Annotated in this window: 23 protein-coding genes; 17 read left to right on the top strand and 6 right to left on the bottom strand. The window is 68.2% G+C overall.

Annotated features, from left to right (window positions below):
- Positions 1-72: 72 nt before the first annotated feature.
- The 5 genes from AB0F51_RS34975 to AB0F51_RS34955 form a co-directional block, all read right to left on the bottom strand.
- Positions 73-792, bottom strand: coding sequence for a hypothetical protein (locus AB0F51_RS34975; protein WP_360287156.1), 720 nt, complete (start codon positions 790-792; stop codon positions 73-75).
- A 69-nt stretch (positions 793-861) separates the two neighbouring features.
- A complete protein-coding gene (locus tag AB0F51_RS34970; RefSeq protein ID WP_360287153.1) occupies positions 862-3,642 on the bottom strand; it encodes an ABC transporter permease in 2,781 nt (926 codons plus the stop codon).
- 25 nt (positions 3,643-3,667) lie between these two features.
- On the bottom strand, positions 3,668-4,405 hold the full coding sequence (locus AB0F51_RS34965) for an ABC transporter ATP-binding protein (RefSeq protein ID WP_360287150.1): 738 nt from the start codon (positions 4,403-4,405) through the stop codon (positions 3,668-3,670).
- Positions 4,406-4,611: 206 nt separating this feature from the next.
- Positions 4,612-4,974, bottom strand: coding sequence for a hypothetical protein (locus AB0F51_RS34960; protein WP_360287147.1), 363 nt, complete (start codon positions 4,972-4,974; stop codon positions 4,612-4,614).
- 322 nt (positions 4,975-5,296) lie between these two features.
- Positions 5,297-5,902 (bottom strand): hypothetical protein, encoded by a 606-nt coding sequence (locus AB0F51_RS34955; RefSeq protein ID WP_360287144.1) that lies wholly within the window; start codon positions 5,900-5,902, stop codon positions 5,297-5,299.
- A gap of 103 nt (positions 5,903-6,005) precedes the next feature.
- Between AB0F51_RS34955 and AB0F51_RS34950 the strand changes: the two genes are divergently transcribed.
- The 15 genes from AB0F51_RS34950 (at position 6,006) to AB0F51_RS34880 (ending at position 23,302) form a co-directional block, all read left to right on the top strand.
- The gene (locus AB0F51_RS34950; protein WP_360287141.1) at positions 6,006-6,398 is read left to right on the top strand and encodes a hypothetical protein; all 393 of its coding nucleotides are present in this window, start codon (positions 6,006-6,008) and stop codon (positions 6,396-6,398) included.
- A gap of 143 nt (positions 6,399-6,541) precedes the next feature.
- A complete protein-coding gene (locus AB0F51_RS34945; protein WP_360287138.1) occupies positions 6,542-7,528 on the top strand; it encodes a GNAT family N-acetyltransferase in 987 nt (328 codons plus the stop codon).
- Positions 7,506-8,576, top strand: coding sequence for a potassium channel family protein (locus AB0F51_RS34940; protein ID WP_360287135.1), 1,071 nt, complete (start codon positions 7,506-7,508; stop codon positions 8,574-8,576). The genes AB0F51_RS34945 and AB0F51_RS34940 overlap by 23 nt, the downstream gene beginning before the upstream one ends.
- 130 nt (positions 8,577-8,706) lie before the next feature.
- Positions 8,707-9,732 (top strand): LacI family DNA-binding transcriptional regulator, encoded by a 1,026-nt coding sequence (locus AB0F51_RS34935; RefSeq protein WP_360287132.1) that lies wholly within the window; start codon positions 8,707-8,709, stop codon positions 9,730-9,732.
- The gene (locus AB0F51_RS34930) at positions 9,729-10,652 is read left to right on the top strand and encodes a sugar ABC transporter permease (protein WP_360287129.1); all 924 of its coding nucleotides are present in this window, start codon (positions 9,729-9,731) and stop codon (positions 10,650-10,652) included. The genes AB0F51_RS34935 and AB0F51_RS34930 overlap by 4 nt, the downstream gene beginning before the upstream one ends.
- Positions 10,649-11,497, top strand: coding sequence for a carbohydrate ABC transporter permease (locus AB0F51_RS34925; RefSeq protein WP_360287126.1), 849 nt, complete (start codon positions 10,649-10,651; stop codon positions 11,495-11,497). Before AB0F51_RS34930 ends, AB0F51_RS34925 begins: the two co-directional genes overlap by 4 nt.
- A 48-nt stretch (positions 11,498-11,545) precedes the next feature.
- The gene (locus AB0F51_RS34920) at positions 11,546-12,826 is read left to right on the top strand and encodes an extracellular solute-binding protein (protein WP_360287123.1); all 1,281 of its coding nucleotides are present in this window, start codon (positions 11,546-11,548) and stop codon (positions 12,824-12,826) included.
- Positions 12,826-13,962: an ADP-ribosylglycohydrolase family protein gene (locus AB0F51_RS34915; protein ID WP_360287120.1), complete on the top strand. Its 1,137-nt coding sequence runs from the start codon at positions 12,826-12,828 to the stop codon at positions 13,960-13,962. The genes AB0F51_RS34920 and AB0F51_RS34915 overlap by 1 nt, the downstream gene beginning before the upstream one ends.
- Positions 13,959-15,461 (top strand): ADP-ribosylglycohydrolase family protein, encoded by a 1,503-nt coding sequence (locus tag AB0F51_RS34910; protein WP_360287117.1) that lies wholly within the window; start codon positions 13,959-13,961, stop codon positions 15,459-15,461. Before AB0F51_RS34915 ends, AB0F51_RS34910 begins: the two co-directional genes overlap by 4 nt.
- Positions 15,454-16,338: a ribokinase gene (locus AB0F51_RS34905; RefSeq protein ID WP_360287114.1), complete on the top strand. Its 885-nt coding sequence runs from the start codon at positions 15,454-15,456 to the stop codon at positions 16,336-16,338. The genes AB0F51_RS34910 and AB0F51_RS34905 overlap by 8 nt, the downstream gene beginning before the upstream one ends.
- On the top strand, positions 16,335-18,326 hold the full coding sequence (locus tag AB0F51_RS34900) for an SUMF1/EgtB/PvdO family nonheme iron enzyme (RefSeq protein ID WP_360287111.1): 1,992 nt from the start codon (positions 16,335-16,337) through the stop codon (positions 18,324-18,326). The genes AB0F51_RS34905 and AB0F51_RS34900 overlap by 4 nt, the downstream gene beginning before the upstream one ends.
- Positions 18,327-18,342: 16 nt before the next feature.
- Positions 18,343-19,530, top strand: a complete 1,188-nt coding sequence (locus AB0F51_RS34895) for a CoA transferase (RefSeq protein ID WP_360287108.1) — start codon at positions 18,343-18,345, stop codon at positions 19,528-19,530.
- The gene (locus tag AB0F51_RS34890) at positions 19,531-20,352 is read left to right on the top strand and encodes a CoA ester lyase (protein WP_360287105.1); all 822 of its coding nucleotides are present in this window, start codon (positions 19,531-19,533) and stop codon (positions 20,350-20,352) included. It begins immediately after the preceding gene.
- A 63-nt stretch (positions 20,353-20,415) separates the two neighbouring features.
- Positions 20,416-22,008, top strand: a complete 1,593-nt coding sequence (locus tag AB0F51_RS34885) for an NAD(P)/FAD-dependent oxidoreductase (RefSeq protein WP_360287102.1) — start codon at positions 20,416-20,418, stop codon at positions 22,006-22,008.
- 19 nt (positions 22,009-22,027) lie between these two features.
- Positions 22,028-23,302 (top strand): sigma-70 family RNA polymerase sigma factor, encoded by a 1,275-nt coding sequence (locus AB0F51_RS34880; RefSeq protein ID WP_360287100.1) that lies wholly within the window; start codon positions 22,028-22,030, stop codon positions 23,300-23,302.
- On the opposite strand, the gene AB0F51_RS34875 is transcribed toward AB0F51_RS34880, so the two are convergent.
- A complete protein-coding gene (locus AB0F51_RS34875) occupies positions 23,260-23,442 on the bottom strand; it encodes a hypothetical protein (protein WP_360287098.1) in 183 nt (60 codons plus the stop codon). The two genes, AB0F51_RS34880 and AB0F51_RS34875, sit on opposite strands and share 43 nt — an antisense overlap.
- A gap of 99 nt (positions 23,443-23,541) precedes the next feature.
- Here AB0F51_RS34875 and AB0F51_RS34870 point away from each other — a divergent pair, with 99 nt between their 5' ends.
- Both AB0F51_RS34870 and AB0F51_RS34865 read left to right on the top strand, forming a co-directional pair.
- A complete protein-coding gene (locus tag AB0F51_RS34870) occupies positions 23,542-24,867 on the top strand; it encodes an acyl-CoA dehydrogenase family protein (RefSeq protein WP_360287095.1) in 1,326 nt (441 codons plus the stop codon).
- Positions 24,867-26,084: an acyl-CoA dehydrogenase family protein gene (locus AB0F51_RS34865; RefSeq protein ID WP_360287092.1), complete on the top strand. Its 1,218-nt coding sequence runs from the start codon at positions 24,867-24,869 to the stop codon at positions 26,082-26,084. The genes AB0F51_RS34870 and AB0F51_RS34865 overlap by 1 nt, the downstream gene beginning before the upstream one ends.
- The last annotated feature ends 80 nt before the right edge of the window (positions 26,085-26,164 follow it).

The following is a 26,164-nucleotide window of genomic DNA, read 5'->3' as shown; positions in this document are numbered from 1 at the left end:
TCTCCCGCTGGGGGATACCCCGGCCCTCGTGAAGGTAGCCGAAAAGAGGCCGATTGGTGACCCCTCGCCTACTCAGGGTGCCGAGATCACCTGGCGGACCGTCTGGATCTCCGCTGCCACCGACCCGTCCTTGAACGTCTTGTCCAGGGTGCCGTCGGATCGCCTGGTCACAGTGAGGGTGAGCTCGCAGCTGGCGGTGGCCTCGGCGTTCGGGGTTGGGGTGGGCAGTGCCCGGATCGTGCTACCACTGATCGTCGCCGAGGTGCGCCCGCCCTCGAGAGTCAGGCTTCCGCCCTGGATACAGGGCCCGGCCCAACTGACCCTGCCGCCGTCGCCGGCCGCCGCGAACCGGAGTACGAGATCACTTCGCCGGGAGATGCGGGCGCCGGCGGCTGGTGCTGTCAGCTGGACGGGCTCGGGGACCTTCACGACGGATGTCGGCGCCGACGCTTTGCCGCCGTCTCGCTCCAGGGCGAAGGTGATCTCGGTACCTGCGGTACCGGCTCCGTCGAGGCGGCCGGTGTAGGTGGTTGCTCCGGCGAGCTTGCTGCGCTTGAGCGTCGCCGTCTGACCACCACCGGAAGCGCTGAGCTTCTCTCCGCCGCCGAGCTCGACGTAGGTCATCGTGCCGACCCGCAAGGTCGCGCTGACCTCGCCTGTCGTCGTACCGTCCGGCACGGTCACCAGCAGGTTTGCGGTGATCCCAGACGTGTCGATATCGGCCGAGTCGACCGTCGAACACCCGGTGATCAGCACCAGAACGGCGGCCAGGACAAGCGATCGGCGAACCACGGCTGCTCCTCAGACGGTCAGGGGAGCACTGAAGCTAACACCGCCGTGGATCACCGATCCTGAGCAGAACTACTCGTATTGCAAGGCCTCCAGGGGATTCAGGCGGGCGGCTCGGCGGGCCGGCCAGATGGCGGCGAAGATGCCGACGACGACCGAGACGACGGCGAAGATGACCAGCTGTCCGGTCGGGACCGCGAAGCTGATCTCGTCCAGGCGGGCCGCGAGCAGCGAGGCCAGACCGAGGCCGAGCAGGATCCCGATCAGCGCGCCGATCAGGGCGGTGATCACGCTCTCGTGCCGGATCATCCGTTTCACCTGCCGCCGGGTCAGGCCGATCGCGCGCAGCATGCCGAGCTCGCGAGTTCGCTCGAAGACGGTCAGCACGAGCGTGTTGACGATGCCGAACAGGCTGACCAGGACCGACAGCGCGAGCAGCACGTAGAGCACGTTCAGCAGGCTCTTGATGCCGTCCGACTGCGCGGCTTTGAACTGCTCCCGCGTCTGCGCCTTGGCGTTCGGGAAGCTGGACAGTGCCGACTCGAGTGCTGCCGTGTTCGCGGGCGTGACGCCGCCGTCCATCTTGAGGAAGGTGTAGATGTTCAGCGGCTGGGGGTTCGTCGCGTCGAACGTCGCAGTCGAGATCGTCACGTTGCCGAACGGAGAACCGCCCGCCGGCGGCTTGAAGATGCCGCGCACGGTCAGTTGCAGCGTTCGACCCGCGACCGTTGTCAGCGCGAACTGCGAATCGAGCCGCAGGTTGTGCTTCTCGGCGTACTCCTCGTCGAGGATCGCCCCGTTCGCGCCCAGTTCTCCGAGCGTCGACTGTGACCCGCTCTGCCAGTCGAAGCTGAGCACGGTCGGCGCCTGCGTATCGACAGCCGTGATCGGGATCGTCTCGTTGAACGCCTGCCCTTGCCCGCCCCGCACACTCGACGTCGCCTCGACTCCCGGCACCTTCGCGACGGTGGCGGCGACCGTCGGCGGCAGCGGGCTGAAGTTGTTCTGCGCCGCGACCGCGTAGTCACCGCTGAAGATCCGGTCGACCGCATCCTCGAACGGCTTGATGATGCCCGCGCCGAGCGTCGCGACCAGGGTGACGAGGGCCAGACCGATCATCAGCGCGGCAGCGGTCGATGCCGTCCGGTGCGGATCGCGCTTGCTGTTCTGCCCACCGATTCCGGCCGCCGGCCGATCAGTCATTACGCCGGGGAATTCCGCAGGCCACTCCGGCTGCCACGAACTCGCCTTCCGGCGTACGGCCATCGCAGTGACGATCACGAGAAGCACGGGATTCAGTACTGCGCCCAGCAAGAACCCACCAACTCGTTTCCCCGTCGACCCCGGCCCCCAGTAGCCGCGGCGCAGTAGCCAGTACGGCAAGGAAAACAGCGGCCAGGCCAAGATGCTCAGGATGAGCACCGACCCACGCGCGACTGGATCGGACGCCGCAGCCAAAGGACGCACCAGCTTGGCCGCGAACAGCGCGATCCCGACGAAGATCAGCAGTACGCCGATCGCCAACGCAGCCAGCAGATTGCCGGTGCTCAGCCCATCGACGAACAACCCGACCACCACCAGAGCGATCCCTGTGAGGGTGAGCAGCACCGCACCGAGCGCCCGATAGCGTTGAAAACGTCCAGGCGGCAGCTTCGCCCCTTCACGGACGGCCGCGATCGGCGGTACTCGCGTGGCTCGCCAGGCCGGACGAAGGCTGGCCAGCAAGGTCACCAGTACGCCGACCGCCAACGCGATGACGACGGTCCGAGGGCGAAACACCAAGCCGTTGTTGGGCAGCGTCAGCCCGGCCGCGTCGAAGATCTTGAACAACCCGGTGGCGATCCCCAACCCGAGGAACAATCCGGCGACCGCGGCCACCACACCTGTCGCGAGCGCTTCGAGCACCACCGAGTTCATCACCTGGCGCCGCGAGGCACCGAGTGTGCGCAAGGTGGCGAACTCGCGGGTCCGCTGTGCGATCGTGATCGACAGGGAGTTCGCGATCACGAACGATCCGACGAACAGCGCGATGCCGGCGAACACCAGCAGGAAGGTCCGGAAGAAGGTCAGGAACTCACTCGTCCCCGCCGCGTCCTGGGCAGCCTGGTCATCGGCCGACCGGACCTGCGTGCCTTCGGGGAGACTCTTCTGGACCGCGTCGATGAGCTCCTGCGGCGAAGTACCGCTCTTGGCCTTCAACAGGATCTGGTCCAGCTTGCCCGGCTTGTCGAACAGTCGCTGGGCGGTCGGCAGCTGGAAGCCGGCCAGCGTCGCGCCGCCGATCGAGGACACGGAACCGAACTCGACCAGCCCGGAGATCCGAAACTGCTGGACCTGGCCGCGAGCCTGGACACCGATCGGGTCGCCGGCCGTAAAGCCTTTCTTCGCGGCGGTCTGGGTGTCGATTACGACCTGGTCGGGCCCCGGCCAGTCACCCTTCACCAGCGCGAGCGTGTTGAACTCAGGCCGGTCCCGATCGATGCTGAAGCCCAGGTTCGGGGCGCCGCCGAAAACGATCGCCTTGCCGTCCTTGCCGATCAGTTGCGCTTCGCCCGACACCGCGCCGCCGGCCACTCCGACCTCAGGCAGCTTGGCGACCGTGGCCAGCAGCGACTCGTCGAACGGCGGTGCCAGCGCGGTCCCGTCGGCCGGTACGTCGAACGCCGTCTTGCCGGTGATCGCCGCGTCGGTGTTCTTGTAGTTCTCGGAGAAGATCGAGTCGAACGCGGTCGAGATCGAGTCGGTCAGCACGTACGTGCCGGACACCAGCGCGACGCCGAGCACGACACCGATCGCGGTCAGCGCGGTGCGCAGCTTCCGGGCCAGCAGACCGCGCAACGCGAAGCCGATCACGACAACGCCCGTACTGCGAGGCCGCTCACTGCAGGTCCAGCGAATCGATGATCTGCAGGATCTCGTGCTGATCGGTGCGACCCGTCTCCTTCACGATCACCCCGTCGGCCAGGTACAGCACCCGGTCGGCCATCGCGGCCGCCTTGGCGTCGTGGGTCACCATCACCGTCGTCTGGCCGTACTCGTCGACCGAGCCGCGCATCAGTTGCAGGATCTCGTTGCTGGTCCGCGAGTCGAGGTTGCCGGTCGGCTCGTCGGCGAAGATCACCGTCGGCCGGGACACCAGCGCGCGGGCGATCGCGACCCGCTGCTGCTGGCCGCCGGACAGCTCGGCCGGCCGATGGGTCAGCCGGTCGGCCAGGCCGACCCGGGAGACCAGCTCGTCGAAGTACGCCGGATCGGCCTTCTCGCCGGCGATCGTCAGCGGCAGCACGATGTTGTCGCGCGCGGTCAGCATCGGCAGCAGGTTGAAGAACTGGAAGATGAACCCGATGTGCTTGCGCCGCAGCTTGGTCAGGTCGTCATCGCCGAGTGTGGTGATCTCGGTGCCGCCCACCTGGACGTTTCCCGTGGTCGGCTTGTCCAGCCCGGCCAGGATGTGCATCAAGGTCGACTTGCCCGAACCGGACGGCCCCATCACGGCGGTCAACTGCCCCGCGGTGATCTCCACCCCGACCCCCCGCAACGCGTTCACCGCGGTATCACCCTCGCCGTACGTGCGATGCAAATCCTCCGCCCGTACGACGGTCTGCTGTCCATCCATGTGCCGATCGCCCTCCCTGGCAGATCAGCGGCCCCCCAGAAAGCCGACGATAAGTCCTCCGAGTGTGCTCCTCGGGCAGTTGGCGGCGACAGGGGGATGCCCCCGACCGGACCCGGAGATCCGGCTGGTTCGGCGCGGACGCCGGCGGGACGGCGTACGGGGCAAAGAGGGCTCCCCGTGTGTGCGGGGAGCCCTGTGTCAGTGCGTCAGCCTTCGCAGGGGTCGACCTTGCTCTTCACGGTCGAGCTGAAGTGGCTGCTGTAGACGTAGGTGTTGCTGTTCGTCTTGTACCAGAGGTTGTTGTAGTCGTTGTACAGCCAGCACGCGATCGCGACGGTCGCGCCTGCCGAGTAGGTCCTCGACACCGCGCAGGCCTCGTACGGTCCCTTGCGGGCCGGCGTCCGGTCCAGCGTCTTCGCGTTGTAGATGTAGCCGCCGCCGGGCATCGCGCTGCAGATGACCGCTACGGAGTCCTCGGCGGCGGGGGAGGCCTGTGCGGTCTGGACCGCCGGGACGAGAGCGAACGCCGTCGCGCCGGTGGCGACGGAGAGCTTGCCGATCAGTTTCATGTCTTCCTGTCCTGTGACTGCTGAGGCGGGTGGGACAGGAAGAAACTTACAAGAATCCGCCGAAGGACGTGAGTTGTATCCGCCTGGGCGGGGAGAGAATCCGCCGGGGGAGAAGAGGTTTTGTTGGTGCCGGACCGGGAAGCGCCTCACGGCGCGTGGCCGCTCGAAGCGGCTAATTTTGGGACCCGGGGCTACCGCGGCCCGACACCTCCATCAGTGTAACGGGTCGGCAAACCCCTTGTCCTGTTGACTTCTCACGCTTCGGTTGCCGATACCACCTGGTTTCGGCGGATGCAAGTGCCGGTCCAGAACTGCCGGTGAACTACCAGAGTTGCCCGGCGCGCTCGGCCCGCCCGGCGGTTTGCAGTTGGTCTGCCATCTCGACCAGCCGCGATGCCGATCGGACCTGGTCGTGGGCCTCCTCCGCCAGATGGGCCCGGCCGGTGGCGACGATCCGCGCGAAGGCCGCCGCGCGATCCAGGGTGGTCGCGAAATCCCCGGTCGCCACGCCCCGCAGTACGGCGTCGACCATGTCCCTGACCTCGGCCGGACCGGGTGGGTCGGCGACGCCGGCCACCACCGCATGCACCTCGGCGTACTTGCGGCCGGACGTGTACTCGCGGGAGACCTCGTCGGCGTTGCCGTGCACCCAGGAGCGCAACAGGTAGAGCCGCCACAGCGTGCCGGGCAACGAGTCCGCGGGCGCGTCGGACCACAGATCGGCCAGCTCGTCGAGCCCGTAGTCGTCGGCCAGCTTCACCACCCGCGCGATCACCTCGGCGTCCTCGCTGGAGCGGGCGCCCCGGACGAGCAGCTCGGCGGTCCGGTGCGCAACCTCGGCCACCGCGGCCGGGTCGTGCGCACCAGGCAGCGACTCGAACAACTTGGCACCCGGCAGAATCGGCCGGCGCGGACTAGGAACGGTCACCCGCCCATGGTGCCTGACCACCCCCACCCCCGCACGCCCACCCGGAGGTGTTGCCCCGCCGTACTCCCGAGGCTGAGGTCCGGTGGGTCGGTACAGTCGGGGTATGGCGGGTGGACGTGGGCGGTTGGCCAAGAGCGTGGTGAAGTACGGCGTGCGGTATGGGCCGATGGCGTTCGAGGCGGTCAAGCACGGGCGGGAACCGGCGCAGCAGGCGCTGCAGGCGGCCCTGGCGAAGCGGAACGCGCGGAAGAAGGCGATCGAGCACGCGCTGACCGTGCGGGACGGGTCGCTGCTCAAGGTGATCAAGGACGGGCAGGCGGTCTTCTTCGTCTTCAGCGGCGACGCGATCGTCACCACCTACCCGCCGGTGGCGCAGTCGACGTACCCGGAGCTGCTGCGGCACGCCGACCTGGATCGCCGGGAGAGCGCGGTCGTGCTGGCGGCCAGCAAGCCCAAGCTCACTGAGCGGCTGCCGCGGGTACGACGCCGCAAGTAGCCCGGCCGCGGCACCGCAACCAGCCCGGCCTGGCCGGTCGTGGGCCTGGGCGGAGGGTTTGACCTCGGCGTAACACTCACGACCCGGGGTGGCAACACCTCCCACGCACAGTGGAAGCACGTTTCCACGAGGGAGGGCCACCCATGCTCTGGAAGATCAGGACCGAACTCGCCGACCGGCCCGGCGCGCTGGCCGAGCTCGCCGCACGCTGTGGTGCGGACGACATCAACATTCTGAGCCTGGAGGTCTTCACCGCCGAGTCCGGCGCTGTCGACGAACTCGTGGTCTCCACCGGCGTCGGCTGGACCGCGCAGGACCTCACCGCGCTGGTCGCCGAGGCCGGCTGCACCCGTACTACGGTCCGCCCGTGTCAGGCCGACGTACTCCACGACGGCCCGACCCGCTACCTGCGCGCAGTACTGCGACTGATCGACGACCCGCTGGCCGTGGACGAGGAACTGGAGAGCCTCCAGGGGTTCGACGAGTACACGCCCGCCGAGTGGGCGCGGGCCGACGTACTGGTCGAGATCGCTGGTCGCCTGGCCGGGCGGGAGCTGGCGCCGGTACAGGAGCCGCCGCGGCCTGGCAGCGCAGTACCGGAGTTGCGCAAGGCCACTGTCGAGGATGCTGAAGCAGTAGTCGCCATGCACGACCGGTGCTCGTACGAGAGCCGCACCAGGCGCTACCACGTCCCCATGCCCAAGCTCACCGCCCGTACTGCGCGTCACCTGTCGGCGCCGGCCGGTGGCATCTCTATCGTCGCGGCAGCCGGTGATGCCGTCGTAGGGATGGCTACTGCTGCTCCCTGGGACGAGCTGGGCGGTTCCGCGATGGAGATCGCAGTACTGGTCGAGGACGGCTGGCAGCGGCACGGCCTGGGTTCGCAGCTGCTGCGCAGGGTGATCCAGGAGGCCAAGGAGCTCGGTGCCGATCGGGTTGTGTGCATGGTCCAGCCGGAGAACACCGCGATGCTGCGGACGGTCGAGGGGCTGCGGATGCGGACCAGGGTGGTGCAGGACACAAGTCACCTGATGGTGACGGTCGCCCTGTCCGATCAGAGCCTGTCGCATGCGGTGGATCGGCCGTCAGTGCCCTATCGTCAGACGCGTGCCATCCCTGCCCGGTCGTAACCCGCACGGCCTTCTCGTCAACCTGCCTGCGAGCACCCGCTCGCCGGTGGTGGAGTTGTCCCGGCGGCTGCTGATCGCGCTGGGACTCCTGACGCTGATGGTGCTCATCGTGGTCGTCGACCGGGACGGCTACAAGGACACCTACGACGGCGAAGTCGGACTGATCGACAGCATCTACTACGCGACCGTCACGCTCACCACGACCGGCTACGGCGACATCACCCCGGTGACGCCGACGGCCCGGCTGGTGAACGCCTTCATCGTCACACCGCTGCGGATCTCCTTCCTGGTGGTGCTGGTCGGCACGACACTGGAAGTCCTGGCGAACGAAGGTCGCCGCATCATGCGCGACTCACGATGGAGGAAGCGCATGAAGGACCACGTGGTGGTAGTCGGCTACGGCACCAAGGGCCGGTCGGCGGTACAGACCCTGCTCAGCAACGGCGTCAAGCGCGACGACATCGTCGTGATCGACCCGCGGGCCCAGGCGATCGGTGACGCAGGCAACGATCAGATGGCCGCCTTCCACGGCGACGCGACCAACCGCACCGTACTGCGCCGCGCGGAGGTGATGACCGCCCGCGAGGTGATCGTCACCACCGACCGCGACGACTCGGCGGTGCTCGTCACGCTGGCCGTCCGGCAGCTCAACCCGAACGCGCACATCGTCGTCGCGGTCCGCGAGGAGGACAACGTCCCCCTGCTCCGGCAGAGCGGCGCCGACGCGGTCGTCACCTCGTCCGAAGCAGTCGGCCGGCTGCTCGGCCTGTCCGCCGTCAGCCCGAACCTCGGCGAGGTGATGGAGGACCTGCTGACGTATGGCGAGGGCCTCGAGGTCGCCGAACGCCCAGTCCTCGGCCGCGAGGTCGGCAAGGCCCCGTCCTCGGTCCCCGACCGAGTGGTCTCCGTCGTCCGCGACGGCCGAGTCCACCGGTACTACGACTCCTCGGTCTCCGTCCTAGCCGCCGGCGACAAACTCATCGTCGTCCGCCCCGCTAAAGAAACCCCCTGGGCCGAACGCCCAGGCGCCGACGACCAGGAAGAGTAGCCGGCCGGCTACCCACGCAGGCGCTGCGTGGGTGGTCCAGCTGACCGGGTGGTCAGGTGTTGACGGTGGCCCGGGCAGAGTTCTACTGTCGTCCTTGTAAACGATTACAAGAACGATTACAGGAGGCTGTGTGAGTCGGCCGACGGTGGCGGGGGTGGCGCGGGCTGCTGGGGTTTCGGTGGCTTCTGTGTCGCGGGTGCTGAACGGGCTGCCGGCGACCGAGGAGATGGTCGAGCGGGTGCAGCGGGCGGTTCAGGAGCTGGGGTACGTGCCTGATTCGCGGGCTCGGTCGCTCAAGGTGGGGCGGACGTTTCAGCTGACGCTGGCGGTGGCCGATGTCGGTAACCCGGTCTACGTGACGATGATGCGGGCGGTGGAGGAAGTCGTCTCTGCCGCGGGGTATCGGCTGGTGGTGACCACCACCGGGCCGGATGTCGTCGACGAGGTCGCGCTGGTTCGGGGGATGGCGCGCGGGTACGCCGACGGGCTGGTGATCAGCCCGCTGCGGGTGGACGACGACTTGATCAAGTCGATCCGTGAGTGCGAGGTACCGGTGGTGGTCGCCGGTAACGTGCCGGCTTCTGCTGGGGTCGACACGGTGCGGGCCAACTCTCCGAAGGGGATGCGGCTGGCGGTCGAGCACCTGCTGGCGAAGGGTCGTCGGCGGATCGCGTTCGTGAACGGTCCGGTCGACACCGTGCCCGGTGCCGCACGGGCGAAGGGTTTCGCCGACGCGATGAAGGCGAACAAGCTCAAGCCCGTGGCTGCGGTCGAGGCGGTCGACTTCACGTTCGCTGCTGGTCGCGAGGCCGGCCGCGAGCTGCTCGACACTCTTGCCGGTGGCAACGGGGGAGCCACCGGCAAGAGTGCGGCCCCAGATGCGGTGATCGCCGCCAACGACTTGCTTGCCGTGGGCATCATGCATGAGCTGGCGGCGCGCGACCTCGCAGTACCGGCGGATGTTGCGGTGATCGGGATGGACGACAGCGAGCTGGCCGAGCAGTCGTTTCCGCCGTTGACGAGTGTGAACCTCGGGTCGGCCGAGCGGGGACGGCGGGCCGCTGAGTTGCTGCTGGCAAGGATCGAGGACAGCACCCGAACGCCACGGCGGATCGTCGTTCAGCCGACGCTGAGTGTGCGGAGGTCGACGCCATGAGCGCGGCGACCCTGACGGCGACGCCCAAGAAGGACCCCCAGAAGGCCCGGCCGAAACAGAACAGAGAGGCGATCTTTCTGTTCCTGCCCGCGTTGCTTCCCGTCCTCCTGCTGAGCGTCTACCCGCTCGTCCGCGGGATCGCGCTCGGCTTCACCGACGCCCGGGCCGGCCTCAACGTCGACACCAATTTCATCGGGTTCGGCAACTTCGGCAAGCTGCTGCAGAACGACCTGTTCTGGGACTCGTTCAAGATCGGCCTGATCTGGACGCTCTCGGTGACCATCCTGCAGTTCGTCGCCGCGCTCGGCCTGGCCCTGCTGCTGAACACCAACCTGCGCTTCCGCGGCGTCGCGCGAACACTCGCGCTGATCCCGTGGGCGATGCCGCCGGTGGTCGTCGCGATCATGTGGCGGCTGCTGCTGCACCCGACCAACGGCCCGGTCAACGAGATCCTGCAGAAGCTGCACCTGACCGACCACCCGATCAACTTCCTCGGCGACTTCAGTACTGCGTTGCCGGCGGTGATCGTGGTCGGCATCTGGGTCGGCATGCCGATGACGACCGTGACCCTGCTGGCCGGTCTGCAGAGCATCGACCGGTCCCTGTACGAGGCGGCCGCCGTCGACGGGGCCGGCGCCTGGTCGCAGTTCTGGAACGTCACGCTGCCGCAGCTCAAGACGGTGATCGTCGCGATCACGAGTCTGGACATGATCTGGAACTTCAACTCGTTCGGCCTGGTCTACGTGCTGACCGCGGGCGGCCCGGGCGGCAAGACGATGCTGCCGATGCTGTTCGCCTACAACGAAGCGTTCCGGTACGGCAACTTCGGGATGGCGGCCGCGATGGGCGATGTGATGGTCGTGATCATCATCGTGTTCCTCGCCTTCTACCTGCGGAACCGGTTGAGGAGCCAGGCATGAAGCGGCGCCGGCTAGGAACGAGTCCAGCGGCGCGCGCCGCGCAGTACGTGGCCGTGATCTGTTACCTGGTGTTTCTCGGGTTCCCCCTGCTCTGGCTGATCTCCAGCTCGCTGAAGTCGCCGCAGGAGTTCGCCAGCATGACCCCGTCGATCCTGCCCAAGCACCCGAACCTGTCGAACTTCACCGACGCGCTGGAGGAGCAGGGACTGGTCCGCTCGATGTGGAACAGCCTGCAGATCTCGGTGGCGTCGACGGTGCTCGTGCTGGTCGTCTCGCTACCGGTGGCGTACGCGCTGGCGCGGTTCCGCAGCCGGTTGCGGCCGCTCACCAACGGCTGGATCCTGGTCAGCCAGGTGTTCCCGGTGATCCTGATCGTGATCCCGCTGTTCATGATTCTGCGGCCACTGCACCTGACCAACACGATCCCCGGCGTGGTGATCGTCTACATGGTCTGGTCGATGCCGTTCGCCCTGTGGATGCTGCAGGGGTACGTCGCAGCCGTACCGCGCGAGCTGGAGGAGGCCGCGTCGGTCGACGGCGCGAGCCGGGTCCGCACCATCGTGTCGATCGTGATGCCGTTGCTGCGGCCGGGGCTGATCGCGACCGCGATGTTCACCTTCATCTCGGCGTGGAACGAGTTCTTCTTCGCCCTGGTCCTGCTGCAGGACCCGGAACTGAAGACGCTGCCGCTGGTCCTGGCCCGCTTCGTCGGTGCCGAGGGGCAGGTCCAGTTCGGGCCGCTCGCAGCAGCGTCCGTCCTGGCCACCGTGCCGAGCCTGGTGTTCTTCGCCTTCCTGCAACGCCGGTTGACCTCCGGCCTCCTGTCCGGCGCCGTCAAAGGCTGAAAGACCAAAAGAAAAGAAATGCGGGGGAACAATGGCTGAGGAGATGCAATGAAGAAAGCAATGACCGCGCTGCTCGCGGCGAGTGCTCTGGTGACGCTCGCGGCCTGTGGTGGCAACGACGACAGCGGTTCTGGTGACGGTGGATCGACCGAGAAGGTGACGCTGAAGTTCCAGAGTCTCGCCTTCCAGAAGAGCACCGTCGCCGCGACCAAGAAGATCGTCGCGGACTGGAACGCGGCGAACCCGAACATCCAGGTCGAGTACGTCCAGGGCAGCTGGGACTCCGTGCACGACCAGCTCGTCACCCAGTTCCAGGGTGGTACGGCGCCCGATGTCATCCAGGACGAGTCGGCCGACATCACAGGGTTCGCGAACCAGGGGTACCTCGCCGACCTGTCGCAGTACCTGAGTCAGGAAACGAAGGACGCCGTCTCGCCGGGGGTGTGGGAGACGGTCTCCAAGGACGGCAAGGTGTTCGCTGCGCCGACCCTGCTGCAGTCGTACGTCGTGTTCGGCAACTCCGCCGCGCTCAAGCAGGCCGGTATCGCGACCACCGGCGACTCGCTCAGCTGGGACGACCTGCAGGCGAACGCGAAGAAGCTCACCGCGGGTGGCAAGTACGGGCTCGGCTGGGGTCTGAAGAGCCCGACCGCGACCGTGCTCAACCTCGGGATGAACTTCGACGGCGCGTTCTTCGAGGGCACCGGCCGCGATGCCAAGGCGAAGATCGGTGACGCGGAGCTGGAGGTGCCGAAGCGGATCCACGCGATGGCCTACACCGACAAGTCGATCGACCCGACCTCGCTGACCCAGAGCGGTTCCGACGTACTGCCGGGCTTCTTCGGTGGCAAGTACGCGATGGTTGTCGGTGGCAACTACGCCGCGCAGCAGATCCTGGAGCAGGCGCCGAAGGGCTTCCAGTGGGAGGTGCTGCCGCCGCTGAAGGGTACGTCGGAGAAGCAGGCCGCGAACCCGCAGACGCTGTCCGTGCCGGCCGAGGGCAAGCACGTCAAGCAAGCCGCGCAGTTCATCGACTACTACATGAAGGCCGAGAACCTGGCCGCGGTCGGTCAGGGTGACTGGCTGATCCCGACCACGAAGGCGGCGCGGGACGTGATCGCGAAGCAGACCGGCGGCAAGAACGGCTGGACCCAGACGCTGGCCAGCGGCGAGGAGCTCACCAAGGCGCCGTTCCAGAGCGTCGAGAACTACCCGAAGTGGAAGGACCAGATCGCCACCCCGGCGCTGCAGGAGTTCCTGGCGAACAAGATCGATCTGGCCACGCTGGGCAAGAAGCTGAACGATGGTTGGGGGCAGGTCAACTCCTGATGTCGGCACTGGAGCAGAGGTCGGTAGGGGCGCTGGTCGGCTCCGCGGTCGGTGACGCGATCGGCGGGGCCGTCGAGGGCTGGACCCCGGAGGCGATCCGGGAACGGCACGGCGGCTGGGTGACCGGCATCGTCGGTCCGTGGTACGACGAGTGGCGCACCGCGCGCCCGATCGCGCCGTACCACAAGGGCGACGGGCACATCACCGACGACACGTTGATGACGCACGCGCTGGTCGAGGTGTACGACGAACGCCGCGCGCACCTGGACGCGTACGCGATCGCGGAGTCGCTGGTACCGAAGTTGCTGACCGAGAAGCGCTGGATCCCCGAGCTGGAGACCGAGGCGTTGTTGCTGCAGCGCGTCTTCCTGGCCGAGAAGTGGCTGGTCGCGCGGTTGCACTACGGGCACAACGATCCGCGCGAGGCGGGCGTCGGGAACATCGTGAACTGTGGTGCGGCGATGTACGTGGCGCCGGTCGGGATCGCCAACGCCGGTGATCCCGCCGGCGCCTATGCCGAGGCGATCGACCTGGCCGGGGCGCATCAGTCGAGTTACGGGCGTGAGGCCGCTGGGGTGTTCGCGGCAGCCGTCGCGGCCGCGATGATGCCGGGGGCAACGGCTTCGTCGGCCGTTGCGGCTGCGCTTGAATTGGCGAAGGACGGGACGCGGTCGGCCGTCGAGGCGGTGGCTGCGGCGGCTGACGGGCTGACGGATTGGGAGTCGGCGATCCCGGTACTGCGGAAGGCGGTGGAGCCCTTCGACACGGTCGGGCCGGAGTACCGGAACCAGTCGCTCGACGCCCGCCGGCCGAGCCGGACGAAGGCGATCGAGGAGTTGCCGGTCGCGTTGGGGTTCGTGCTGGTGTCGGGCGGGAATGTCCGGGAGGCCGTGCTGGGCGGCACGAACTACGGGCGCGATGCGGACTCGATCGCGTCGATGGCGGGGGCGATCACGGGTGCGCTGAGCGGCGCGGACGGCGTACCGGGGGAGTGGGCCACGGTGATCGCGGAGGCGAGCAAGACGGATCTGGAGGCCCCGGGTCGGGTGATGGCGTCGGTCGCGCTGGAATTGCACGAAGCCGACGCGCGGCGATTCGCGCACCGGAGTGCAACGTTGGAGAGACTGTCGCGATGAGAATGACCTGGGTGCAACCGGAGGACCTGCTCCCACACCAATTGGTCCAGTCGACTTCCGAAGGAGTTGACGTCTCAGACATCGCCCAACGCTGGCAAGACGCAGGCGGTACGACAACCGCCCCGGCCTCGGGCGCCTCGGACAAGCCGGCTCCGCCGGAACTGCGAGCCCTCGCCCGCGAGCTCCTGGAGGAGCTCGACCGGCGAGCCGTCGAGTGGGTCGCCCCGACGATCCCGACGCTCGCGCTACTGCGCAGCGCGCAGCGCGCGCCTGCTGGTGCGAGAGAAGCCGGAGCGCAGGGCGGGGGCGAGGTTGTCGCCGAGGCCGCGGGCTCCACCAGCTTCGCTGGTGTCGGCAGTGTTGCGGCTCAGCGCCTCTCATCGACCGACCGCGAGCCGGCGGAGCCGGCGAGCGGGGTGGACGAGCGGGTGCTGAACGCGTGGGTTGGGCGGGCTGCTGGGTGTTTGTTGGGGAAGCCGGTTGAGAAGGTTCCTCGGGAGGGGATTCGGGAGATTTTGCAGAGTTCTGGGCAGTGGCCACTCGAGCGGTACGTGAGTGCTGTTGGGGTGCCTGTGGAGGTGCTCGCGAGGTGGCCTTGGAACAGGAGGTCCCAGCCGACCAGCCTCAGGGAAGTCATTGATGGGATGCCTGAGGATGATGATCTGAATTTTGCGATTCTGGCGTTGCAGCTGGTGGAGAAGCACGGGGACGGGCTGACCACGGAGGATGTGGCGTTGGCTTGGTTGAGCGACTTGCCGGCCGGGCGGGTGTTCACGGCTGAGCGGGTCGCCTATCGGAATCTGCTCGACGGGGTCGATCCGTTGCGGGCAGCCTTAGTACGCAATCCGTTCCGGGAGTGGATCGGAGCGCAGATCCGCACCGACGTGTACGGCTGGGTGAACCCCGGCGACCGGAGCGCCGCCGCCAAACTCGCGCTGGCCGACGCGCGGCTGAGCCACACCGGAGCAGGGGTTGATGGCGCGATCTGGGTGGCCGCGATGTCGGCTGCCGCGATGGTTCTCGACGACCCCGTAGCGGTCGCCGAAGCCGGGCTGGAAGCGATCAACCCCGAGGGCGAGCTGGCCAAGGCGGTGAGGTTCGGCCTGGCGCTGGCCGAGGTGCCGCTGGATGACGCTCTCGACGCTTTGCACACGCAGTACGGGCATCTGCATTGGGTGCACTCGGTGAACAACTCCGCACTCATCGCATACGCGCTGACGGCGCCGGACTTCACCACCGGGATCGGCCGCGCGGTGATGGGCGGCTGGGACACCGATTCGGCCGGTGCCACCGTGGGTGCCGTGCTTGGCGCTGTGTACGGGGTTCCGGCAGAGTGGGCCGGACCACTGGACAACCGGCTGGCGACGAGCCTGCCGGGGATGAACCAGGTGGCGATCGACGAGCTGGCCGCCCGGACGGTAGCCGCTCGAGGCGTAACACCGACGCCTCCAGCGGAGATTGAGAGGGCAACGACGGTTGAAGGGGCAACGCGTGGCTGAGGTCGTAGTCGTGGGCAGCGCGAACGTGGACCTGGTGCTGGCGGTCCCGCGGATCCCACGACCGGGCGAGACGCTGCTGGCGAGCGGACTCACCCGCGGCCCCGGCGGCAAGGGCGCCAACCAGGCCGTCGCGGCGGCCCGAGCCGGCGCCTCGACCGCCTTCGTCGCCTCCCTCGGCGCGGACGACGGCGGTGCGATGCTTCGAGACGTCCTCGGCGAGTCTGGAGTAGACCACTCACTCGTTTCGACGTCAGCCAGCCCGACCGGTACTGCGATCATCACGGTCGCCGCCGACGGGGAGAACTCGATCGTTGTCGCTCCCTCGGCCAACGCCGACCTGAAGCTCTCGGCCGAGGCACTGGCAGCGGTCGGTCAGGCGAAGATCGTGCTCGCCCAGCTCGAGATCCCGTTCGGCACGGTCCAGGCGGCAGCCGAGGCGAGCGCGTACTTCATCCTCAACGCCGCCCCGGCCGCCGAGCTCTCCGACGAGCTGCTCGCCCACGTCGACCTGCTGGTGGTGAACGAGACGGAGGCCGAGGCGGTGGCCGGCGCGGAGTTCGCCGCGCTGCTCGATCGGGTGCCGGCCGCGGTGGTGACGCTGGGCGCGGAAGGCGCTCTGATTCTTTCCCGGGATGCCGCGGAAATTCGTGTCCCGGGCGTGTCGGTGGAGGTGGTGGACACCACCGCCGCGGGGGACACCTTCTGCGGAGTGCTCGCCGCCACGCTCGCTGCCGGATCAACTACCGCCCGCGACCTGACGAATGCGGTCCGACGCGCTAACGTTGCTGCTTCATTGAGCGTTAAAACCGCGGGGGCGATCCCCTCGGTGCCGCACGGGGATGTCATCGACGCGCGCCTTGCGGAGGTATACCTGTGAACCCCCTCGAGCCCCGGCGGATCGACCAGCCCGCGAAGGTCGACCTCGGCCTGCGGGCTGATCTCGCCTCCCTCGACGATGCCAAGATCCTCGGCGCCCCGGACGACCCGACCGACCTCCCGCGCTGGCGCGGCAAGCTGGCCGAGTGGCTGATGGGCGCCTACGACCGGACGGCGTACGACGGCGGCTCGCACTACGAGGTGCCCGGGCGCGAGTGGACCCAGACGGCGTACTCGGTGGCGCTGGTCTGGCTGTGGGACGACCAGCTGTACGACGTCGACGCCGGTGTCTTCACCCCGGAGAAGTTCGTCCAGCACGGCATCGACGACTTCGGTGGGTACGACGCGGTGGTGCTGTGGCACGCCTACCCGGTGATCGGGCTCGACTCGCGCAACCAGTTCGACTTCTACCGTGACGTGCCCGGGCTGAAGGAACTGATTGCCGACCTCCACGACCTCGGTCTGAAGGTGTTCTTCGACTACAACCCGTGGGACGTCGGCACCCGTCGCGCCGTGCGGCCGGACGGGGACGAATTCGCTGCCCTGATTGCCGATTATTCCGTCGACGGAGTCTTCCTTGACACGCTGAAGGAGGCGGACCCGTCGTTCACCCGACCGTTGCGCCGGGCCAATCCGGCGCTCGCCCTGGAAGGCGAGTCACGGTTGCCGTTGGCAAGGATCAGCGACCACGCGCTGTCCTGGGCGCAGTGGTTCGCCGACACCCGGGCGCCCGGCGTACTGCGGGCGCACCTGTTCGAGCGCCGGCACATGATGCACCACACCCGCCGGTGGAACCGCGACCACAGCGACGAACTGCAGTCGGCGTGGGTCAACGGGGTCGGCATTCTGGTCTGGGAGTCGGTGTTCTCGGCCTGGGTCGGCTGGAACGCGCGTGACCGGGCGACGCTGCGCCGGATGGTGGCGGCGCAACGCGCGTTCGCTCCCATCCTGATCGGTGGCGACTGGATCCCGCTGACGCCGGAGATCCCGGACAAGGCCCGCGAGCACGGCGTCTTCGGGTCGCGGTTCGAACTGGCCGACGTCACGCTCTGGACCCTGATCAACCGCGACGAGGAGGACTTCGAGGGCGTCGTACTGCGCTCCGAGGACCAGGTCGGCGACTGGTACGACGTGACGTCGGGCGTGCCGATCACCGCTGACGACGACGGTGTCCACCTCGTCGTGCCGGGTCGCGGCGTAGCCGGGATCGTCCGGGTCGGTGCGACCGCCGGGCAGACCTGCCGGGCGACCGCCCGGAAGCTGGGAACGATGTCGCGCCCGCACGTCAAGGACTCGACGTTCCCGGCCTCACCGGCTGTGCGGATCGCGGTGCCTGAGGTGTCCGGGCAGGCCACGATCGGCGAGACGGTCGCAGTACCGGCGGGGGAGCGTTCCTTGACGGTTCGGCACCGGCGGCGCGAGACGGGGCTGTACGACCAGGCGCCGTACGTGGAGGAGTGGAAGCCGTTGCCTCCGCGCCTGCACGACATCCAGACGCTGACCCGCGAGGTCACGCTGCCAGGGGTTTCGGTGGCGATCCGGGAGGTGACCAACGCGGAGTACGCGGAATTCCTGAAGTCCACCGGCTACAAGCCGAAGGTGGCGAACAGGTTCCTCGCGCACTGGGCCGACGGCGCTCCGGTGGCCGGCACCGAGGACCAGCCGGTGACGTACGTCGACCTGCCGGACGCACGTGCCTATGCGGCCTGGCGTGGTGGCCGGCTGCCGACCGAGGACGAGTGGCAGGTGGCTGCGGGTCTGCCCGGGTTCACCCGCGGCGAGCCGCTGGTCTGGAACCTGACCGAGAGCGAGCACCGCGACGGACGCAGCCGGTTCTGCATCCTCAAGGGCGGCTCGTACTACGTTGCCGAGGGCTCGGACTGGTACGCCGACGGCGGGCCCCAGGAGCCTGAGGTCAGCTTCAAGCTGGTGCTCACCGGTGGCGGTCTGGATCGCTCGGAGACCATCGGCTTCCGGTGCGCTGGATGACAATAGGAGTACTGCGATGAGGCCGGCGCCACTCGAAGGCGTGAAGGTGCTGGAGGCGGCGACGCTGTTCGCGGGACCGCTCGCGGCGACGTTCCTCGGCGACTTCGGCGCGGACGTGACCAAGATCGAGCACCCGTCGCGGCCGGACGCCGCGCGGGGCCACGGGACCAGCAAGAACGGTGTCGGGCTGTGGTTCAAGACGCTCGGCCGGAACAAGCGGCTTGCGACACTCGACCTGTCCCAGGGTCGGGACGTGTTCCTCGACTTGGTGCGCGCGAACGACGTACTGGTGGAGAACTTCCGCCCGGGGACGCTGGAGCGCTGGGGGCTCGGGCCGGAGGTGCTGCTCGAAGCGAACCCGCGGCTGGTGATCGCACGAGTGACCGCGTTCGGCCAGGTCGGGCCGTGGTCGAGTCGTCCCGGGTTCGGCTCGTTGGCCGAGGCAATGAGTGGCTTCGCCGCTGTGACCGGTGAGCCCGACGGGCCGCCGACGCTTCCGCCGTTCGGTCTGGCCGACGGGATCACCGCGCTCGCCACGGCGTACGCCGTACTGGTTGCGCTGAGAGAGCGGGATCAGTCCGGTGCCGGGCAGGTGATCGACATGGCCATCATTGAGCCGATCCTGATGATGCTCGGCGGGCAGATCACGGCGTACCAGCAGACCGGGTATGTGCAGCCGCGGCTCGGCAACCGCTCGTCGAACAACGCGCCCCGGAACGTCTACCGGACCGCCGACGGTCGCTGGGTGGCCGTCTCGACCAGCTCGCAGAGCATCGCCGAGCGGGTCGTCACGCTGGTCGGCCGGCCTGATCTTGTCGCGCAGCCGTGGTTCGGCACAGGACGGGAGCGTGCCGAGCACGCCGACGAGTTGGACGACGCGGTCGGGAGCTGGATCGCGGAGCGCTCCCTGGACGAGGTCATGCTCGCCTTCGAGAAGGCCGAGGCCGCGGTCGGACCGGTGCACGACATCCGCGGGATCATGACGGATCCGCAGTACGCCGCGCTGAACACGATCGTCGAGGTGGACGACGAGGAGCTCGGCGGGCCGGTCCAGATGCAGAACGTGCTGTTCCGGTTGTCGGAGTCGCCGGGGTCGATCCGCTGGGCGGGCCGGCCGCACGGAGCCGATACCGATGCCGTGCTGGCCGAGATCGGCGTTTCCCCCGAGCAACTTGCCGCATTGCGTGAAGCTGGAGTCGTCTAGGTGCTCACCGCCCTGTATGTACCGGCCAACCGGCCGGACCGGTTCGCGAAAGCTGTTGCCGCCGGCCCGGATCTGGTGGTGTTCGACCTCGAGGACGCCGTACCGGTCGATGACAAGGCCGATGCGCGGGGCTGGGCGATCGCGTGGATCGCCGCGTTCACCGGCCGGACGCCGGTCGAGGTGCGGGTGAACGCACCGGGGACGCCATGGATCGAGGACGACCTGGCGGCCGTGGCCGCAGTACCGGGTGCTCGGGTGCGGCTGCCGAAGGTGGAGAGCGCGGACGACATCCGGCAGGTGCTCGACCAGGTGCCTTCGGCAAGGATCACCGCGTTGATCGAGTCGCCGCTGGGGCTGGAGCGCGCTTTCGAGATCGCGACCGCGGATCCGCGGGTGGTGGCCGTGGCTCTCGGTGAGGCGGATCTGTCGAGTTCTCTGGGCGTCGACGGACCGGAAGGGCTGGCGTGGGCCCGCGGCCGGTTGGTGTCGGCCTCGCGGGCCGCTGGGCTGGGCGCGCCGATGATGTCGGTCTACCCGCACGTGAACGACGAGGAAGGCCTGCGCCGGACCAGCCTGGAAGGTCGCACGCTCGGCTTCGTCGGCCGTACGGCGATCCATCCCCGGCAGTTGCCGGTCATCGTCGAGAGCTTCACCCCCTCGGCTACCCAGGTGGCCGACGCGGCCGCTCTGCTCGCGGCCGTCGAGAAGGCCGGCCTCGCCGAGGGCGGCGTGATCGTCCTCCCCGACGGCCGCATGGTCGACCCCGCCATGCTCGGCCGCGCCCGCGAAATCGTCGAACTGATGGCCAAGATCGACCTCTGACAACTGGCTGGTCCGGGCCCCGCCGTGCCCGGACCGAGGGGCCGAGCGGCTAAGGTCGAGGGCATGCTGCCGCGTGTGGTCGATGCTGTGGTGATCGGGTCCGGGCCCAACGGGCTGGTGAGTGCGATCGCGCTCGCCGACGCGGGCTGGGACGTGCTGGTGCTCGAAGCCGCCGACGAACTGGGCGGTGCGGTGCGGTCCACGACCGTCGACGGCTGGGTGAGCGACCGGTTCAGCTCCAACTACCCGCTCGGGGTCGCCTCACCGGTACTGCGTGCGCTGGAGTTGGAGCAGTTCGGCCTGCGCTGGGCGCATGCGCCACTGGCTTTGGCGCATCTGCTCGATCCCGGCGACGAGGATGCGGTCGCGATCCACCCGGATCCCACCGACACGGCCGCATCGATCGGGCGCGATCATCCGAAAGACGGCGACACCTGGCTGCGGCTCTACCAGGACTACGTCAAGATCCGCGGGCCTTTCCTGGAGTCGTTGCTGACGTCCTGGCCGCCTGTCATTCCCGGGCTGCGGCTCGCGCGCAAGCTCGGGTCGGCGGGGGAGTTGGCCAGATTCGCGCGGTTCATGGCGATGCCGATGCACCGGATGGGGCAGGAGGTCTTCGAGGGCGAGCGGGGACGGGCGCTTTTAGCCGGCAACGCCTTTCACGCGGACGCCCCACTGAGTGGCAGCGTCAGCGGAACGATGGGCTGGCTGTTGGCGATGCTCGCTCAGGACGTCGGATTCCCTGTGGCAGAAGGCGGCTCGAGCGCTCTCTCATCAGCACTCGTACACCGGGCCGAGCACGCCGGCGCGGTGCTGACCACCGGTACGCCGATCACTGCGATTGACGTTGCCGCCGGCAAAGTGACCGCAGTACGGACTGCCTCCGGCGAGACGGTCTCCGTACGCCGAGCGGTCATCGCCGACGTCTCCGCCCAGGCTCTGTACGGCGAACTGTTGCCGCCAGCAAGTGTTCCGGCGGGACTCCGTCGCGATCTCGAGAACTTCGAGTGGGACTATCCGACGGTCAAGCTCAACTACCAGCTGAGCGGCCCGATCCCTTGGCGACCCGCGGAGGCCCGCGACGCCGGTGTCGTCCACCTCGGCGGTACTGCGGACGAGCTGGTCCATGTGGGTGCCGACCTGGATACCGGACGGTTGCCCACAGCACCCTTCCTCCTGATCGGCCAGCCGAGCAAGGCCGACCCGTCGCGATCGCCGGCCGGTACTGAAGCGGTCTGGACCTATGCGCACCTGCCCCGCGGAATCGCCGACGACGCCTCGGCGGAGAAGCTGGCCGGCCGGATGGATCGCGCCATCGAGCGGTACGCGCCGGGCTTCCTGGAGCTGGTCGTCGACCGTGATCTCCAGCGGCCCAGCGACTTTGTTCAAGCGAACGCTTCGCTCGGGATGGGAGCGCTGGGCGGCGGCACCACCCAGCTGCACCAGCAACTCATTTTCCGCCCGACGATCGGCCTCGGCAGTCCTCGGACGGTTGTCTCGGGGCTGTACCTGGGCAGCTCAGCGATCCACCCCGGCCCCGGCGTCCACGGAGCCTGCGGCCACCTCGCCGCCCGAGCCGCCCTCCGCGACGCCTCCCTCCTCGGTCCCCTGACGCGCATCCCCACCACAGCAGCCCTCCGCCACCTCCAGCGCTAGGGTCCTGAGGTGTCGGGTGATGCAGGGTGAGGGGAGCGGACTGGTGAGTGCGGGCGAGCAAGTCGAGGGGTTGTTGCGGGAATTGGCTCCGCAGGTGCTGGGGTTTCTGGCTCGGCGGCACGGACAGTTTGATCTGTGCGAGGACGCAGTACAGGAAGCTTTGCTGGCGGCTGCGACGCAGTGGCCGGCGGACGGCGTACCGGCCAATCCCCGGGGCTGGCTGATCACGGTCGCGACCCGCAAGCTGACCGACCAGTTCCGGAGTGAGAGCGCGCGGCGCCGGCGGGAGGACTCGGTGGCGGCGATGGCCGGTGCCGATGAACTGGTCGCGCCTGGTGCTGATCAGGATCAGCCGCCGGAGTCCGACGACACCCTGACGCTGCTGTTCTTGTGCTGTCACCCGGCGGTCACCCCAGCCTCGCAGGTCGCGCTTACGCTGCGGGCGGTCGGTGGTCTGACGACGGCCGAGATCGCCAAGGCGTTCATGGTGCCGGAGGCAACGATGGCACCGCGGATCAGCCGGGCGAAGCGGAGCATCAAGGCGGCCGGCTCGCGGTTCGTGCTGCCGCCTGAGGAAGAGCGTGCGGACCGGCTCCGCGTCGTACTGCAGGTGCTCTACCTGATTTTCAACGAGGGTTACACCGCTAGTTCGGGGGCTGAGCTGCAGCGGGTCGAGCTGACGGCTGAGGCGATCCGGCTGACGCGGATGCTGCACCAGTTGCTGCCGGACGAGGGTGAGGTTGCCGGTCTGCTGGCGCTGATGCTGCTCACCGACGCGCGGCGGGCGGCTCGGACCAAGCCGGATGGCAGCCTGATTCCGATCGATGAGCAGGATCGCAGTCTGTGGCTGCGGGAGCCGATCGAAGAAGGTGCCGCGCTGATCCTGCGAACGCTGGCGCAGGGGGAGGTCGGCTCATATCAGCTACAGGCGGCGATCGCTGCCGTCCACTCCGAGGCGCCGAGTGCGGAGGAGACCGACTGGGAGCAGATCCTGGCGCTCTACCAACTGCTGGAGAAGGTCGCTCCCAACCCGATGGTCACGCTCAACCGGGCGATCGCGCTGGCTCAGGTCGACGGGCCGGCGGCCGGGTTGGAGCTGCTCGGAACGCTCGACGGCGACAACCGGATGACGGACAACCACCGGCTGGACGCAGTACGGGCGCACTTGCTCGAACGCCTCGGCAAACTCACCGAAGCCCGCGAACACTACCTCGCGGCAGCGCGCCGTACGACGTCCTTGCCGGAGCAGCGCTACCTGACCGCCAAGGCCGCCCAGATCGCCGAGAGCTCCTGAGCCTCAACCGCAGAAGGCTCCACCTTGGTGCGCAGGGCAGCGGTCAGCCCGAGGCCGCCGACACCGAAGCCGACTGCCATCGCCGTGGCGGTGCTGAGCCGGGCGGCCAGCCAGGGTGCGACGTTCAGCCCGACGATCATGGCGAGATTTTGCGGAACCAGCCAGAGACCGGCATGCAGCCTGGCGATCGTGACCGGGGTCACGTGACTTGAGTTGTAACTTCGGTTTACAGTTGCCGCATGGTGATCCAGCAGAGCGCGAAGGCCGGCCGGCGGCGGGACCCGATCGGGGTCGGCGTCGCGTTGCTGAACCGGCTGGCGAAGTTGCGGGCGATCGACCGGCTGGGGTTGCGCAAGCACACCGAGCGGGTGGTCTTCGAGGCGACCAAGACCGGCTTCCGCACGGCTGGGGCGCTGTCGCGGAGTTTCACGGCGGCGACCAAGCTGGCCAAACCGTCGCGGCTGCCTGCGGCCAAGGGCACCGGGCTCTTCGACCTGACTCCCACCGAAGATCAGCAGATGGTGATCGGGGTCGTCGCCGAGTACGCCGCCGAGGTGCTGCGTCCCGCCGCGGCCGAGGCGGATGTCGCCGGTACTACGGATCCGAAGGTGCTCGCGCAGTCGGCTGAGCTCGGGTTGAGTTTGATCGAGGTACCGGAAGAGCTCGGTGGGATCGTCAGCGAGCGGTCGGCGATGACCGGAGTACTGGTGGCCGAGGCGATGGCGCACGGCGATATGGGTCAGGCGGTCGCGTGTTTGGCGCCGGCTGCGGTCAGTACGGCGATCTCGTTGTGGGGTGATGAGACGCAGCAGGCGACGTACCTGCCGGCTTTCACCGGTGATTCGGTGCCGGCCGCCGCGCTGGCGATCGTCGAACCGCGGGCGCTGTTCGATCCCTTCGCCTTGCAGACTAGGGCGACGCGGCAACGAACGGGCCATTTGCTCAACGGGGTCAAGTCTTTGGTGCCGCGTGGTGCGGAGGCCGAGGTGTTCGTGATCGCGGCTCAGCTCGAGGATCAGGGTCCGGCCCTCTTCCTGGTGGAGTCGGGGCATCCGGGCGTGACGATCGAGGCCGAACCGTCGATGGGGCTGCGGGCCGCCTCGCTGAGCCGGGTGCTGCTGGACGACGTACCGGCGGTGCAGTTGGGGACGCTCGAGGACTACTCCGAATGTGTCCGGCTGTCGCGACTGGGATGGTGCGCACTGTCCCTCGGTACTGCGAAGGCGGTGCTCGACTATGTCACGCCGTACGTGAACGAGCGAACCGCGTTTGGCGAACCGATCAGCCATCGGCAGTCGGTCGCCTTCATGGTGGCCAACATCGCGATCGAGCTGGAAGGGATGCGGCTGGTGACGTACCGGGCCGGATCGCGGGCAGAACAAGGGCTTCCGTTCGCGCGGGAGGTCGCGCTGGCGCGGCGGCTGTGCACCGAGAAGGGGATGCAGATCGGGACTGACGGGGTGCAGTTGCTCGGTGGGCACGGGTTCGTCAAGGAGCACCCGGTGGAGCGGTGGTACCGCGACTTGCGGGCCGTCGGCGTGATGGAAGGCGCGGTGCTGGTCTGATGATCAACCTCGAGACTCCGCGGAAGTTTCGCGCGTTCGTTCACCAGGCGCATCAGGTCGCGGCGGAGATGTTGCGGCCGAACTCGCGTCAGTACGACCTGGCCGAGCATGCGTATCCGAAGGAGCTGGACATGCTCGCGGCGATGGTGGACGGATTGGGTGCCTCCGGCAACGGTTCGGGTGCCGGCGCGGGCGGCGTACGGCGTACCGGTGGTTCTGAAGACTCTGACGGCAAGGTGAAGAACGGGTCCAACCTGTCGTCGGTGCTGTCGATCATGGAGATGTGCTGGGGTGACGTCGGGCTGCTGCTGTCGATGCCTCGGCAAGGGCTGGGCAATTCGGCGATCGCGTCGGTGGCGTCGGACGAACAGCTGCGGCGGTTCGACGGGGTGTGGGCCGGGATGGCGATCACCGAGCCGGGGTGTGGATCGGACTCGGCGAACATCCAGACGACGGCGCGGCTCGACGGCGACCACTACGTGATCAACGGCGAGAAGATCTTCGTCACCGCGGGCGGTCGCTGCGACGCGGTCGTCGTCTGGGCGACCCTGGACAAGGCACTGGGCCGCGCCGCGATCAAGTCCTTCGTCGTCTTCAAGGACACTCCGGGGATGACCGTCGAACGGCTGGAACACAAGCTCGGCATCCGCTCGTCCGACACCGCCACGATCCGCTTCGAGAACTGCCGGGTGCCTGCCGAGAATCTGCTCGGCAGCCCTGAAATCGACGCGGACAAAGGCTTTGCGGGCGTCATGCAGACTTTTGACAACACCCGTCCGCTGGTCGCGGCGATGGCCGTCGGGTGTGCTCGCGCCTCGCTTGAGTTGACCCGTGACTTGCTGTCGGGTGCCGGGGTCGAAATCGACTACGACCGCCCGGTCCACTTGCAGCCGGCCGCCGCGGCGTCGTACCTGCAAATGGAAGCCGACTGGGAAGCCGCCTATCTGCTGACCTTGCAAGCCGCCTGGATGGCCGACAACGCCCAGCCCAACTCGTTGCAGGCGTCCATGGCCAAGGCCAAAGCAGGCCGCTCCGCCAACGACATCACCCTGCGCTGCGTAGAACTAGCCGGCAGCCTCGGCTACTCCGAACACGAACTCCTCGAAAAATGGGCCCGCGACTCCAAAATCCTCGACATCTTCGAAGGCACCCAACAAATCCAGCAACTGATCATCGCCCGCAAGTTGCTGGGGAAGACCTCCGCCGAACTCAAGTAGCCAAGGGAAAGCCCCACGCTGCCTCGCCGCTCGCTCCTCCGTCGCTCACTACTCGACGCTCCCACCCACCCGGCAATGCG

It is taken from the genome of Kribbella sp. NPDC023855 (genome assembly GCF_040639475.1).
Taxonomy (GTDB): Bacteria; Actinomycetota; Actinomycetes; order Propionibacteriales; family Kribbellaceae; genus Kribbella.
This window is presented reverse-complemented; position numbering and strand designations above follow the sequence as displayed.